General features: G+C 74.3%; 9 protein-coding genes. 4 read left to right on the plus strand and 5 right to left on the minus strand.

What is annotated here, in order from left to right:
- Positions 1-28: 28 nt before the first annotated feature.
- The 4 genes from ACGFMP_RS24615 to ACGFMP_RS24630 form a co-directional block, all read right to left on the minus strand.
- Positions 29-1,156 carry a magnesium transporter CorA family protein gene (locus ACGFMP_RS24615; protein ID WP_393675139.1) on the minus strand — a complete coding sequence of 376 codons (1,128 nt, stop codon included), beginning with the start codon at positions 1,154-1,156 and terminating at the stop codon, positions 29-31.
- A gap of 71 nt (positions 1,157-1,227) precedes the next feature.
- Positions 1,228-2,616, minus strand: a complete 1,389-nt coding sequence (locus ACGFMP_RS24620) for an MFS transporter (protein WP_393675140.1) — start codon at positions 2,614-2,616, stop codon at positions 1,228-1,230.
- Between the two features lie 263 nt (positions 2,617-2,879).
- Positions 2,880-3,008 (minus strand): hypothetical protein, encoded by a 129-nt coding sequence (locus ACGFMP_RS24625; protein ID WP_393675141.1) that lies wholly within the window; start codon positions 3,006-3,008, stop codon positions 2,880-2,882.
- 113 nt (positions 3,009-3,121) lie between these two features.
- Positions 3,122-4,069: a GNAT family N-acetyltransferase gene (locus ACGFMP_RS24630; RefSeq protein WP_393675142.1), complete on the minus strand. Its 948-nt coding sequence runs from the start codon at positions 4,067-4,069 to the stop codon at positions 3,122-3,124.
- A 160-nt stretch (positions 4,070-4,229) separates the two neighbouring features.
- On the opposite strand from ACGFMP_RS24630, the gene ACGFMP_RS24635 reads away from it, so the two are divergent.
- The 3 genes from ACGFMP_RS24635 (at position 4,230) to ACGFMP_RS24645 (ending at position 12,161) form a co-directional block, all read left to right on the plus strand.
- Positions 4,230-5,846: a phospholipase D family protein gene (locus ACGFMP_RS24635; protein ID WP_393675143.1), complete on the plus strand. Its 1,617-nt coding sequence runs from the start codon at positions 4,230-4,232 to the stop codon at positions 5,844-5,846.
- Between the two features lie 86 nt (positions 5,847-5,932).
- Positions 5,933-9,292: an FtsX-like permease family protein gene (locus tag ACGFMP_RS24640; protein ID WP_393675144.1), complete on the plus strand. Its 3,360-nt coding sequence runs from the start codon at positions 5,933-5,935 to the stop codon at positions 9,290-9,292.
- A 34-nt stretch (positions 9,293-9,326) separates the two neighbouring features.
- Entirely contained in the window at positions 9,327-12,161 is a 2,835-nt protein-coding gene (locus ACGFMP_RS24645) for an FtsX-like permease family protein (RefSeq protein WP_393675145.1), read from the plus strand.
- On the opposite strand, the gene ACGFMP_RS24650 is transcribed toward ACGFMP_RS24645, so the two are convergent.
- Positions 12,147-13,190, minus strand: a complete 1,044-nt coding sequence (locus ACGFMP_RS24650) for an ABC transporter ATP-binding protein (protein WP_393675146.1) — start codon at positions 13,188-13,190, stop codon at positions 12,147-12,149. The genes ACGFMP_RS24645 and ACGFMP_RS24650 overlap by 15 nt on opposite strands.
- A gap of 207 nt (positions 13,191-13,397) precedes the next feature.
- Between ACGFMP_RS24650 and ACGFMP_RS24655 the strand changes: the two genes are divergently transcribed.
- Positions 13,398-13,829 carry a hypothetical protein gene (locus ACGFMP_RS24655; protein WP_393675147.1) on the plus strand — a complete coding sequence of 144 codons (432 nt, stop codon included), beginning with the start codon at positions 13,398-13,400 and terminating at the stop codon, positions 13,827-13,829.
- Positions 13,830-13,993 lie beyond the last annotated feature (164 nt).

Consider the following 13,993-nt stretch of genomic DNA (forward strand, 5'->3'; position numbering starts at 1 on the left):
CCCGCCGGCGCAGGACGGACCCCGGGCCTCAGACCCAGTCGCGGCGTCTGAAGGTCACGAAGAGCAGCAGGGACAGGACGACCACCAAGGCGCTCGAGATCCAGAAGCCGGCATGGGAGCCGGACCCGGGGTAGGGGACGTTCTGCCCGTAGAAGCCGGTGACGGCGGTGGGCACCGCGATGATCGCGGCCCAGCTGGTGACCTTCTTCATGATCAGGTTCATGCGGTTGCCCTGGACCGTCAGATTGGTCTCCATGACGGTGGTGACCAGGTCGCGCAGCGACTCGGTCCACTCACCGGCCCGCAGCACGTGGTCGTAGACGTCCTGGAAGTACGGCTGCATCGGCTCGCTGACCACGTGCAGGTCGCGGCGCATCAGGGAGTTGACGACCTCGCGCATGGGCAGCACCACCCGGCGCAGCCGTACCAGGCTCTTGCGCAGCTCGAAGGAGCGGCGCTGCACCGCCTGGATCTCGCCGGGGCTGTCCTCGAAGAGCAGGTCCTCCAGCTGCTCGATCCGGTCGTCGAGGTCCTGGACGGCGGCGAAGTGGCCGTCGACCAGGTAGTCGAGCAGCCCGTACACCAGGAACCCCACGCCGTGCGCGGCGAGGTCGGGGGAGCCGTCCCAGCGGTCGACCATGGGCTCGGTGCGGCAGTGCTCGCCCTTGCGGACGGTGATCAGGGCGTTGGACGTGATGAACGCGGACAGCTCGCTGGTGCCCACGGCGCCGCTGTCCGGGTCGACCGCCACCGCGTAGGCGCTCAGGAAGAGGTGGCTGCGGTAGGTGTCCAGCTTCGGGCGCTGGTGCTCGTGCCTGGCGTCCTCGACCGCGAGGGAGTGCAGCCCGAACTCCTCCGCGATCATGTCGAAGTCCGCCGAGTCGGGGTCGCACACGTCCAGCCACACCGTGCAGTCCGGCTTGTCGACGTAGTCGGAGATCTCCTCGACGGGGAAGTCCTCGCGTTCCAGGGCGCCACGCCGGTAGAGCCGGGTACGCGTCGTGCGCGAGCCGGTACGCGCCGTGTGCGGGCCGCCGCGGCGGCCCGCGGCGGTGGCCGGGGGCTCGGACGGCCCCGGCCGCGTCCCCTCGTCGGGCTCCGGGGCTGCCGTCCCGCCCGGATACCGCCTGTCCGTCACGTTTCCGTCGCCGCTCATGCCGTTCGGCTGTCCCTGAAGCGGCTTCTTCATGCACGGCGCCCCACCAGGGCGGTCCGAAGCCGTCCCGCTCAGCGGGCGTCCGGCTTCCGCTCGGCGGCCTGCGGGGCGTTGGGAGGACCGGTGAACACGTCGACGAGCGCGACCACCAGGGCCAGCGCGGCGAGCCCCGTCGAGGTCAGCACGCCGATCTTGAAACCGGCCGACCAGTCGGGGTGGGGCCTGCCGGCCTTGGAGAAGAAGACCGAGCCGACCGCGGCGATGCCGATGGCGGAACCGATCCGCTGGGCCGTCTGGAGAACCCCTCCGGCGCTGCCCGCGCGGTCCACGGGCACCTCGCTGAGGGTCAGCGTCTGGTTCGGGGCGATCGTCAGCCCGCTGCCGACCCCCGCGAAGAGCAGCGGGAGCGCGGTGGCCAGGCCCACCGAGCGGTTGTCGTCCAGCTGCACCGCCAACGCGGTACCGAGCAGCCCGATGACCACCATGCCGAGCCCGGCGGCCACCAGCGGGCGGCCGATCCGGGTGACCACCCTGCCGCCGATCGCGGCGGCCGCACCCGACCCCAGGGCGAACGGCATGATCGACAGGCCCGCCTCCAGGGCGGAGTAGTGCATGCCGCTCTGCAGGAAGAGGGTCAGCACGAAGAAGATCGACGTGAACCCGGCGAAGTAGAGCAGCGACAGGAGCGCCCCGAGGCCGTACGAGCGACGCCGGAAGAGCGCCAGGTCGACCAGCGGCTCGCGGCTGCGCCCCCTGCGGCGCTCCCAGCCCACGAAAGCGCCCAGCACGAGCAGGGCAAGCGGCACCAGCAGCCATTTCGCCGGCCCCCGCCACTGCTCCTCCTGGACGAAGGGCAGCAGGAGGATCGCCGTCCCCGCCCCGAGCAGCAGGACGCCGAACGGGTCCAGATCGCCGCGTGCGGCTCCGCCGGAGCGCGGCTCGGGCCGCCCGGGCAGCAGCCGGTAGGCGAGGGGCAGCAGCGCGAGACCGATCGGCAGGTTGACGTAGAACACCCACCGCCAGCCCTCATGCGTGCCGAACAGCTGGATCAGCACTCCGCCGAGCAGCGGCCCCACCGCGGTGGAGACCCCGATCGTGGCGCCGAGCAGCCCGAACGCCCGCCCCCGCTCGGCACCCCTGAACATCTGCTGGATGAAGCCGGACACCTGCGGGACGAGGACACCGCCTGCGACTCCTTGCAGGAGCCGGGCCGCGACGAGCCAGGTCTCGTTCTGCGCGGCGCCCGCGAGCGCGCTGGCGACCGTGAAAAGCGACAGCCCCACCATGAACATCAGCCGGCGGCCCCGGACGTCGCCGAGCCGCCCGGCCGGCACCAGCATCAGCCCGAAGGCGAGCGCGTAACCGCTGAGCACCCACTGCAGACCGCTCTGCGAGGCGCCGATCCCGGTGCGGATCGACGGCAGCGCCACATTGACGATGCTGACGTCAAGCAGCGTCATGAAGCTCGCCGTCAGGCAGACAGCCAGAGCGCGCCATCGGGAGCCGTCACCTCGCTCCTGCTGCTCGGTGCGGTGCCCTGCGGCATGGGTCGGGCCCACGGTGCCGGTCCCTTCTCGGTCGGACCGCCCTCGGGAGGTGAAGGCGTGCGTGTTGCGCCCGCCCTGCCTGCGACAGGCGCACACCTCCCCTTCGGGTGCCCATACCGGCGCATCGCGAACACGGCCGTCCGACGTGCGCCCCGGAGGACCACCCGGCCGGCGGATCACGCGCGGCGCGCCGCCTTCGTGACGCTGTGCATCACGGCTGTCTGCCCCAGCACGTACTCCGGGTCGTCGAGGGGCGCTCGCAGGATGAAGTGGGCCTGCGCCCTGTCACGCGGGACGACCCCCACTGGCTCCTCAGCCAGTCGATGCCCCTGAGGTGCACCTCACCGCCCGCGAACATCTCGTCCATGTGGCCGGCCGTGGTCTCCCCGGGGAGGGTCACGGCGAGTGAGCCCTTGTCTCAGCCTGCCGCGGTCCTGATGAGCGGCGCGTCCCGCGCGACTTCCCGGAACCCGACACCGTGGTAGAGCCCGCGCGCCCGCGGGTGTCCCGGCGCGCCCAGGCAGGCGACCGTGGCGCGGGCGGCCCCGGCCGCCCTTACCAGCCGCATCCCGTGCAGCAGCATCGCCCGCGCCAGCCCCAGCCGCCGGTAGGCCGGATGGGTGCCGACCGGCTCGAACTCGGCTGTCGCGTTGGCCTCGTCGAGCCACATGATCGTCGAGGCGGCCATCGTCCCGTCCGGCGCCTCCACCAGGAGGTGCAGATCGCCGCGGTAGGCGGCCGTCCGCCTGACCCCGTCGTAGGCCTCGGCGGTGTACGTCGAGGGCGCCCACGCGTCGAGGTGGGCCTGCACCGCGGCCCGCGGCCCGGCCTCCTCGGCCGTGCGGAACCGGAACCCGCGCGGCAGGACGGGCTGTTCCACCTCGGCCAGGTCCCGCTCGTTGAGCCGGGTCCACAAGCCGGTGTCGCCGAGCGACGCCGGATCGGTCCGGTAGCCGCGCGCCGCCCACCGCCCCAGGGCGAAGGTGTCGGCGGCACTGGGCACGACCGACCGGTCGACGCCCGCGGCCGTCTCGTCGTACCAGTCAATGACCTCGTCCACCAGCACGGCGTGGTCGGGATGGACCTGATACGTGAGACCGGCGCCGGTGACGTCCTTCACCGACCCGTCGCTCCGCGGCACCCGGTGCGGAAGGCACGCCCAGCCCCACGCCACCAGATCCCCGCCGGACCACCACAGCCGGCGCGGCCGGACCGCCCCGTCGCACTGCCCCTTACCCCAGTTCCAGGCCAGCTCGCCGAAGGTCGCCTCGCTGTTGACCAGGTCCAGGCGTGTGGCGCTGACACGCTGCGCCAACCCCTGCATGAGGTGCAGGTCCGCGGCGCTCACGAGCTCGGGGTTCGCCATGGCGAACCACTGTGGCAGCAACCCGGAACGGCCGTCGAGCCGTTTTCCCGTCCGCCCGCGAACCGCAGGGCACCTCGCCGCTCCGACTCCCGCCCCGCGGGCGTGAGGGACACCCTGACGGGTAGCCGAGCCGGCAGGAGACCGACCGGAGGCGACGCGTATGGAACCGGGGGACTGGCTGCTCAGCCCCGAGGAGCGGGGGAATCCCGCCACCGTGCTGGACCGTCGACGGGACGGCGGAGCGGCCTGGTCGGCGGACAACGAGGTGACCCCGCTGGTCCACGGCGCCGACTACTTCGCCGAACTCCTCACCGCCGTCAAGGCACAGCGCGCGGGCGACCTGCTGCTGTTCACCGACTGGCGGGGCGACCCGGACGAGGCGCTGGACGGCGGTCCCGGCAGCAAGATCGGCGAGGTGCTGTGCGGGGCCGCCCGCCGCGGGGTGGTCGTCAAGGGCCTGATCTGGCGCTCCCACCTGGACCAGTTGCAGTTCAGCTCGCGGGAGAACCGGCACCTCGGCGAGGAGATCGAGGCGGCGGGCGGCGAGTGCCTGCTGGACATGCGGGTGCGGCTCGGAGGCTCCCACCACCAGAAGTTCGTCGTCCTGCGGCACCCGGGCCGGCCCGAGCGCGACGTCGCCTTCGCCGGCGGCATCGACCTGTGCCACAGCCGCCGCGACACCTCCGACCACGCAGGCGACCCCAACCCGTTGCCGCTGGCCGCCCCCTACGGGCCGCGCCCTCCGTGGCACGACATCCAGCTGGCGATACGCGGCCCGGCCGTCGGCGACATCGAGGCCACGTTCAGGGAACGCTGGTGCGACCCCGCGCCGCTCAGCCGCAGTCCGTTCGGCCGGCTGCGGCAGCTCGCACAGCACGAGGACACGGTCGCCGACCCGCTCCCGGCCCAACTCCCCGACCCCGCCCCGCGCGGCAGCGCCACCGTCCAGGTCCTGCGCACCTACCCGGCCATCCGCCACGGCTACCCCTTCGCCCCGCACGGCGAGCGCAGCATCGCCCGCGCCTACCGCAAGTCCCTGGCGCGGGCACGGTCGCTGATCTACCTGGAGGACCAGTACCTGTGGTCCTCCGAGGTCGTCAGCGCTTTCGCCCAGGCCCTCGACACGCAGCCCGGCCTGCGGATGATCGCCGTCATCCCCGCCTTCCCCGACCAGGACGGCAGGCTCTCCGGGCCGATGAACCTCAGGGGCCGAGTCCAGGCGCTCGACCTGCTGCACCGCGCCGGGGGCGACAGGTTCGCCGTCTACAGCGTCGAGAACCACCAGGGCACCCCGGTCTACGTCCACGCCAAGGCGTGCGTCATCGACGACGTCTGGGCCTGCGTCGGCTCGGACAACGTCAACCGCCGCTCCTGGACCCACGACTCCGAACTCGGCTGCGCCGTGCTCGACACGCGCCTCGACCCGCGCGAACCCCGCGACCCCGCGGGGACGGGGGACGGCGCCCGCACCTGGGCCCGCGAGCTGCGGCTGCGCCTGATGCGTGAACACCTCGACCGGGAGCAACCCGAGGACCCGGCCGCCCAGGACCCCCTGTGCGACCCCGCCGCCGCCTTCGACGCCTGCTCCGACGCCGCCGCGGCGCTCGACCTGTGGCACCGCGAAGGCCGGCGGGGCCCGCGCCCGGCAGGGCGGCTGCGCCGCTACGCCACCCCGCACCTGTCCCGGCTGGCCGGAGCCGTCGCCGCGCTCCCCTCGGGACTTGTCGCCGACCCCGACGGACGCCCGCGGGCGCTGCGCAGGCGGAACGCCTACTGACACCCGCCGGAGGCGGCGGCGCGAGATCGGCTTTGTTGCGCCGCGAGCTGCACGCCTGGTAGGACTGAGACGCGCCGTACCGTCACATGTTCGATAGCGCGGGGGTTCATGTGGTCGACACGGCCGTCCTTTCTTCTGCGCGCCGTCGCCCGGGTGTTCCACCCCGTCCCCGGCGGCGCCTTCCCCCCGCTGCCAGGCGCTCGACGCAGCACGGGCTGGTCCTGGCCGCCGTCGCGGCGACCGTACTGCTGTGCGCGACGGCCCTTTCCGCCCTGGTCGCGCTGGCGGGCAACTCCGTCGAGTCCGACTCCGTGCAGCGGCTGGCGGCCGACCCCGACGCCCAGGTCTTCGTCAACGCCTCCTACCGCGCCGCAGGGATGGCCGCCGCCGACCGGGGCGTCAGAGACGCGGGCGCCAAGGCCTTCGCCGGTGTGCCCCAGCAGACCTACGTCGGGCTGCTGGGCACCTCGCCGGTCTCGGTTGTGGGTGTCGACGGGGCCGCGAACCCGCCGCGCGGCCCCGGCGGCAGCGGATTGCACCCCGTCGCGGTGCAGGGCGCGGGCAGGTTCGGCCGGCTGGTCGCCGGGCACTGGCCCGCAGGTACCGCGGACGCCCCCGCCCGCGCGTTCACCTCGCTGCCCACGGTCCGCGTCGCCACCGGCTCCACCGCCCGGGTGGACGCCGCAGTGCCCCGGCAACTGGCCCTGCGCCTCGGGCTCCGAGCCGGTTCCCTGCTCCGGGTGCAGGACGCCTTCAGCCGGACCATGACGGTGCGCATCACCGGCATTTTCCGCCCGGCCGGTGCCGTCGGGTTCTGGCCCGCGATGGCCGGGGACCTGACCGACGGCGAGAGCGCGAGCCAGGAACTGCTCGTGGTCCCACCTGCGGCTCTGAACGGCAGCGCCGTCCTGAACGGCCAGCTGGCCGTCCACTGGAGCGTGCTGCCCGACTTCTCCCGCCTCGACGCGGGGAGCCTGCCGGGGCTCCACGACCGGGTGCGCAACTTCACCGGCAGCCGGAGCGCCGTGTCGGTTTTCCGCGGCGGGCAGCCGTCGTTGGACGACCTGGCCGTGTCCTCCGGCCTTCCCGGCGCGATCGACGCCCTGGCGGTACCGAAGGTGGTGGCCCGGTCCGCGCTGTATCTGCCGAGTGTGATGCTGGCGGCACTCGCGCTCGCCGCACTGGTGCTGGCCGCCCGGCAGATGACCGTGCGCAGGCGTGACGACTTCGCGTTGCAGCAGGCGCGGGGCTCGGGCACGCTGCGCCTGCTGCGCGGTGCGGTGGCCGAATGGGCCCTCACCGGCGTGCCGGCCGCTGCCGCCGCACCGTACGCGGCCCGGCTGATGCACCCCGGCAGCCCGGGCCCCGACGCCTGGGCGGCGGTGGCTCTGACCCTGCTGGTGCACGGCGCGGCGGTGCTGCTGCCCGTACTTCCCGCCATGCGGATCAGAACGGTGCGAGGCGCGCGGGCCGCCGTCGCCCAGCGGCTGGGCGCCGATCTCGCGCTGCTGGCCGTCGCGGTCCTGGGCTACCTGGAGCTGCGGCGGCACCGCTCGCTGACAGCCGGCGGCTTCGGCGGCTCCGCGTCCGTGGACCCGGTGCTGGTCTTCGTCCCCGCCCTGGCGACCGGGGCCGCCGCGCTCCTGCTGCTGCGGCTCCTGCCGCTGACCTCCCGGCTGCTGGACGTCTTCGGCCGCCGCAGCCGCGGCCTGGTGGCCGCACTGGCCGGATGGCAGCTGAGCCGGCGTGCCACGCGCAACGCCGGTCCCGTGGTGCTGATGTGCCTCGCGGTGTCCGTGAGCGCGTTCGCCACCACCGCGCTGGCGTGCCTTGGCGGCCTGGCCTCCGAGCAGGCCGCCTTCACCGTCGGCGCGGACGTCAGGATCACCCCGGGCAAGCAGAACAACTACCCCTCCTCCGTGGTGGGCGCCGCCTACCGGGGACTGCCAGGGGCGACCGCCGCCACGCCGGTGACCCAGGCCACGGCGAACCTGCCCGGCGGGGGGACCGAGCAACTCATCGGCACCATCGGCGGTCCCGCGCCCCGCGAGGCGCCCCCCGCCTTCGGGATCACCCTTCCCGGGCGTCCGACCGCGCTGCTGCTCGACGAGAGGGTGACGAGCGACGGCAGCACCGCCGCACCCCGCCTGCAACTGAACCTCCAGGACGCCTACGGCCTGCAGAGCTCCGTCACCGCCGTCCTGCCCGCCGCCGACGGTGCCAGGCACACCGTCACCGTCCCCCTGGACGTCGCACTGAGCGGCGGCCACCCGCGTGCGTATCCGCTGACGGTCACCGCCGTCGCCGTCCTGCCGCAACCCAAGGTCCACCCGGCCCTGCTGGACCTGGAGGTGATACGGATCGGCGCACGCGGCACCTCGGACACCTGGGTCGTGCCCCCGGCCGGCGGGCAGGCCTGGGCCGACGGCACCGAGGGGGCCGCTGACGCCACCGCGGGGGCCTGCAAAGGCGACACGTCCGCCTACAGCGGCGCCCCTGGCGTGTGCGCGATCCGCGCCGGCGGCCCCGACGTGCTCCGTGCCACCGTCAGCACAGGCCTGCACGGTCCGCTCTCGCCCGACGCCGCAGCCGGCTACTTCGGGGACACCGACACCCAGGCGGGCAGCCAGGTGCGGATCGTGGCGCGCCCGGCCGGCGGACCCGCCCCGCTCCCGGTACGCGCCGACGCCAAGGTGCTGCGCGACGGGCACCTCGCCGTGGGCAGCACCGTCAGGCTCGACCTCGGCCTCGGCAGCCCGGTGACCGCCAGGATCGTGGGCCGGATCGACTCGTTGAGCGGGCTGGGGCGCGGGCAGGGGCATCTCGTCGCCGACCAGCGCCGGCTCGCCGCCGCACTGCTGCTCGCCGGAGGCCTCCAGCAGGACCCCGCCTTCTGGCGGGTCAGCAGCGCCGACAGCGCGCGCACCGCTGCCGCCGCCCGGGCGGAGCCCGCCCTGGGCCGCGTGACCACCACGGCGGAGACCGCCGCGGCACTCAGGGCCGACCCGTTCCGCAGCGGACTGCGCCGGGTGCTCGAACTGGTCCGGTATCTGGCCCCCTGCTTCGCGGTCATCGCCTTCACCGTCCACGCGGTGATCTCCACCCGGCAACGCCGCAAGGAGTTCGCCCTGTTGAGGGCGATCGGCGTGCGCCCCGGTAGGCTGTCCGCACTGCTGGGCGCCGAGCAGCTGAGCCTGGCGCTGTTCGCCGTCGTGCCCGGGGCGCTGATGGGGATGGCACTCGCCTCGGCGGTGCTGCCGCTGGTCACCGTGGACGACAGCGGCAACGCCCCCTACCCGTCGCTGCCACTGGTCGTGCCCTGGCACACCGTGGTGCTGACCACGGCGGTGACCGCGCTCGCCGTCAGCGCGGTCGTGCTGGGGCTGGCCCGGCTGCTGGCCCGCGTGAACCTCGTCCGTGTGCTGCGAGCGGGGGAGGACCGTTGAGGCGGCAGCAGAACACGACCGGAAGGGGCGGACGGTGACGCGACCCACCGGCGCCGGCGCGGCGATGACACTGCGCCTGATACGCAAGGAGACCCGGGGCGACCTGCCGCTGCTGGTCTGCCTGGCGTTGCTGGTCCTGATCCTGACCGGACTGTGCGCGTGGGCACCCGTGGCCGCCGGCCGCCAGGAGGACCGGGCGCTGCGCCAGCGGGTCGCCGCGCAGGACCCGGCACCCCTGGTCACCCTCAGCACCGTGCCCGAGGTCTTCGGTGAAGCGTCGCCCAACGTGGACATGGCCACCCTGCTGGGCGACGGCCGTCGTCTCGCGGACCGGCTCACCGGCTCCGCCGCGCGGCACCTGACCTTCGCCGGCAGCGGCAGCTACGACTACAACAAGGCGGCCCTCACCTCACCGCCGCCGCCCGAGCCGGGGATCACCGCCACCAAGCTGGCGCTCAGCCACCTGCCGGGCGCGCAGGCCCATCTGCGCTACGTCAGCGGTCACGCGCCGGCCGACCGTACCCCGACAGGTACGGCCCCGCAGGTCGGACTGTCGCAGACCACCGCGCGGGCGCTGGGACTTCGGGCCGGCAGCCGGCTCACCCTCGAATTCGACAGGGTGCCCGCCGTGCAGGAGGCACCCCCCTCGGTGGCGCTCCAGGTCAGCGGCGTCTTCCGGGAAGTCGCCGGAGCCGACGACTTCTGGAGCGGCCAGCCGACGCTGGCCCAGCCGTCGCGCTATCCGGACCAGAAGTCCATCGGCACCGTACTCGCCGCACGCGGCCTGGTCGGCACCGACACCGCCGACCTGCTGGCCCGGGCCGGGGTGTCAGGTCCGCTGGTGACCTGGCAGCTGCGGCCCGACCTGCGGCAGGCCGCGCTCGACCGGGCCCACGCGATGACCGGGTCCCTGTCCCACTTCGGCCCGGACCTGAACGCGGCGCTGTGCCAGGGGGTCGACTGGGTGACCGGCGACGTCGGCTGCCACGTCGGCGACCAGGCAACCGGCCCGCTCGTCGTGACCGACGGGCTGACCCCGCTCCTCGACGCCTTCACCGCACAGGACCGCCAGGCCCGCGGGCTCGCGTCGTTCGCCGTCGACTCGCTGGCCGCGGTCGCGCTGGCGACAACCGCCGTCGCGGTCCGGCTGCTGCTGCGCCGCAGGAAGGAGCACCTGCGGCTGCAGGGCGCGCGTGGCGCGTCGACGGCGCGGCTGGTCCTGCTGCGGTGCGCCGTCGCATGGCCGGTGGTGCTGGTCACCGCCCTGCTCGGCTGGGCGGGCGGCCGCCACCTCGCCCCGACCGGAACCTCCGGGTCTCCGCAGCAGTCGGCGGCCGCCGTCGCGGCCGGGGTTGTGGCGCTGACGGTGGCCGTCATGGCCTGGCTCGCGGTCCGCGAGCCGTCCGTGCCCAGGCGGCGCCGTCGCCGGCGCAGGACCGCGCTCGGCGGCCGGCGCGTCGTCATCGAGGCGACGGTGCTGCTCGCGGCAGCCGCAGGGGTGGCCGCCCTGCGGTCGCAGGGGCCCGACTGGGTGCTCGGCGCGGTGCCCGCCGTGGTGGCCCTGGCCGTCGTACTGATCCTGCTGCGGGTCTACCCGCTCGCCCTGCGGCTGCTGCTGCGGCAGGCACGGCGCGGCAGGGGAACAGTGGGCTTCGTCGGGGTGGCCCGCGCCGCCCACGACGCCCCGGCGACGGGGCTGGCCCTCTTCGTCCTCGTCCTGACCCTCGGCACGGCCGTGTTCGGCGGCCTCGTGCAGCGCACGGTCGGCGACGGCCTTGCCGCCGGCGCCGCATGGAGCACCGGCGCCGACGCCGGCGCGACCGTCGCGGGGAACACGACACCCGCGCCGGGCGCGCTCACCGGCTCCACCGGCATGCGTACGGCCCTGGAGCACCTGCACAGCCTCGACCTGGTGGGACAGTCCGACGGCGCCGTGATCTCCCCGGTCGCGGTGATCACCGTGGACCCCCGCCAACTGGTCGCCGTCGCCCCGCGATCGCGGCTGGCCGGCGCCCTGCTGTCCGCGTTCCCCGCCCGGCCCTCGTCGGGCGCGGCCGCCCCGCTCCCGTCCTTCGTGTCGCCCGACCTGCGGGCACGCGAGGCCGGCGGCGGCTTCACCACCACCGTCCAGGCCGACGGCAAGCCCCCCGCGCACCTGACCCTCGACCCGGTCGGCACCCTCTCCGCCGAGGAGCTGCACGACCCGCTGCTCGGGCCGGTCACGGCACGGATCCCGGCAGGGACGCCGATACTGGTCACCACCGCCTCAGCCGAGCCCCTGATGTCGCAGGCGGCTTCCGGAAGCACCGTCCTGCTGCTCAAGGGCGAAGGGCCCGACGCCCCCGACCCCGCGGCACTGCGGTCGGCCGCGGTCAAGGCGCTCGGACCGCTCGCGCAGATCCGCACCAGGACCCAGACGCTGAGCACGCTGCGCGAGGACGGCCTGACCCGTGGCCTCGGCACGATCTACACCGTCAGCTCGGTGCTCGCCGCCCTGCTCGGACTGCTCGCCGTCGCGCTGGAACTGATCCTCACCTCGTACGAGCGCAGCCGCACCACGTCCTTCCTGCGCACGCTGGGACTGGGCGGCAGGGAAGCGGGAGCGATGCTCTTCCTGCAACTGCTCCCGCTCGCCGCGGCCTCGGCCGTGGGCGGCACCCTGCTCGGCGTGTTCGAGCCCCGGCTCATGGAACAGGCGCTGGACCTGCGGCAGTTCACCGGCGGCCCGGCCCAGCCGACCCTGCGGACCGACTACTCGCTGACCCTCGCGCTCGTCGGCGGCGTGATCGTGCTGGTACTCGCCGCCGCGGCCACCGAGACCGCGCTGGCCCGCAGGCGCCGCCTGGGCGCCGTCCTACGCCTGGCCTGAAGGACCCTCGCCCGGGGGATCCCCGTCAGGAAGGCCTGCGTCCGAAAGGCCCTCCTCCGCCTCGGACTTCGCCTGCCGCGCGGCCGGGTCCGGCCACACGCCGACGTGGTCGGACTCCAGGGCCAGCTTCACCCGCTTGCGCATGTGCAGGCGCTCGGTGAACTCGCTCGGCAGCTGGAGCCGCCCGTTGCGGTCCAGGACCGCGTACTCCTCGGCGGTGAGGGCCTCGACGCCGTCCTCGTCGGTGGCGACCCGGCGCAGCACCTCGGTCGACGTGCGGCCGTTGCGGATCCGCACCGTGCGCTGGACCTGCTCGGACACCAGGGTGTCGTGGGTGACCACGACCACCGTGACGCCCAGCTCCTTGTTGGCCCGGCGCAGCGCGGCGAAGATCTCGTCGCTTGTGGCGGTGTCGAGTTCGCCGGTGGGTTCGTCGGCGAACAGGACCTGGGGCTCGTTGGCGTTGGCCACGGCGATGGCGACCCGCTGCTGCTCGCCGCCGGACAGTTCGTCGGGGTCCCGGTCGCCGCACTGCCCGACGCCGAACAGGTCGAGCAGCTCCTCGGCGCGGGCCCGGCGCCGGGAGCGGCTGACCCCGGTGTAGGTCATGGGGAGCATCACGTTCTCCACCGCCGTGAGGTAGGGCAGCAGATTGCGGGCGGTCTGCTGCCAGACGAAGCCCACGGTGGAGCGGCGGTAACTGAGCCGGTCGCGGCGTTTCATCGCCAGCAGGTCGTGTCCGGCGACCTCGGCGGATCCTGCGGTGGGCACGTCCTGGCCGGAGAGTATGCCCAGCAGGGTGGACTTGCCCGACCCTGAGGCACCGATCACGGCGATCATCTCGCCCTGGGCCACCGCCAGGTCGAGCCCCTGCAGCGCCTGGACCTCGACGCCTTCGGCCTGGTAGATCCGCACCAGGTTCTCGCAGACGATCAGCCCCTCGTCCCGCTCGGGGACGCCCGCCGCGGCGGCCCGGCGCCGCAGCTCGTGCAGGTCCGGTGCCCCGGCTGTCTGTCCGTGAACGGCCACGCGGTCCCCTGCTGGTGTGAAGTCTGCGAACGATTCTGTCGGGCAGGAGCCAGCGTAATGCGCGAGTCCGTGCGAGGGCGGCCCCGGCCGCCCCGGCGGCCGAATCGACCGCTACGTCGCGTACAGCCGCCTCCGGCTGTTCCCCGCGGCGGAGTTCGGGTAGGCGGACGGGACAGGCATCCGACACACAGGACCAGGGAGGTCACCATGGCCAGGACGAATGCCAAGGCATCGGGAACCACGCATCCCAAGGCGGCGTCGGCCGCAGGCAAGACGGTCAAGAGCGGCAAGGGCAGTACGTCGAAGAGCAGCAGGACCGCTGCGGCCAGCGCGCTTTCGCAGACCGGCGGCAAGAGCGGCGGCAAGACCGGCGGCAAGGGCAAGGCCGCCGCGAAGACGACGAAGGCCGCGTCGGCGTCGGCCGCGGGCAAGACGGTGCGGTCGCCCAAGCGGTCCAAGGCGGAGAAGGCCGCGGCGGGCAGCGCGCTGGCGCAGACCCCGGCGAAGTCGACCCGCATGCCCGGCAAGAAGGTGCTGACCGCGGCGGCGAAGGTGCTGGCGGATCGCAAGGCGGGCAAGAAGGCGCGCTCCGAGGCCGCCAGTACTCTCGCGCGGGCGGCCGCCCACGCCACCAAGTAGCGCCCGCGCCCCACGAAGCGGGTCGTGCGGCCCGAGGGCGGGGTGGGGGGGGGGGCCCCCCCCCCCCGGGGGGGGCGGGGCGGGCCGGCCCCCCCCCCGCCCCAGGCGGGGCGGGGGGGCCGTTCGCGCGCCCCCCCCCCCGCGGGCACCCCCGAGTGTGGGCC

This window comes from Streptomyces sp. NPDC049040 (assembly GCF_043197715.1).
GTDB lineage: Bacteria > Actinomycetota > Actinomycetes > Streptomycetales > Streptomycetaceae > Actinacidiphila.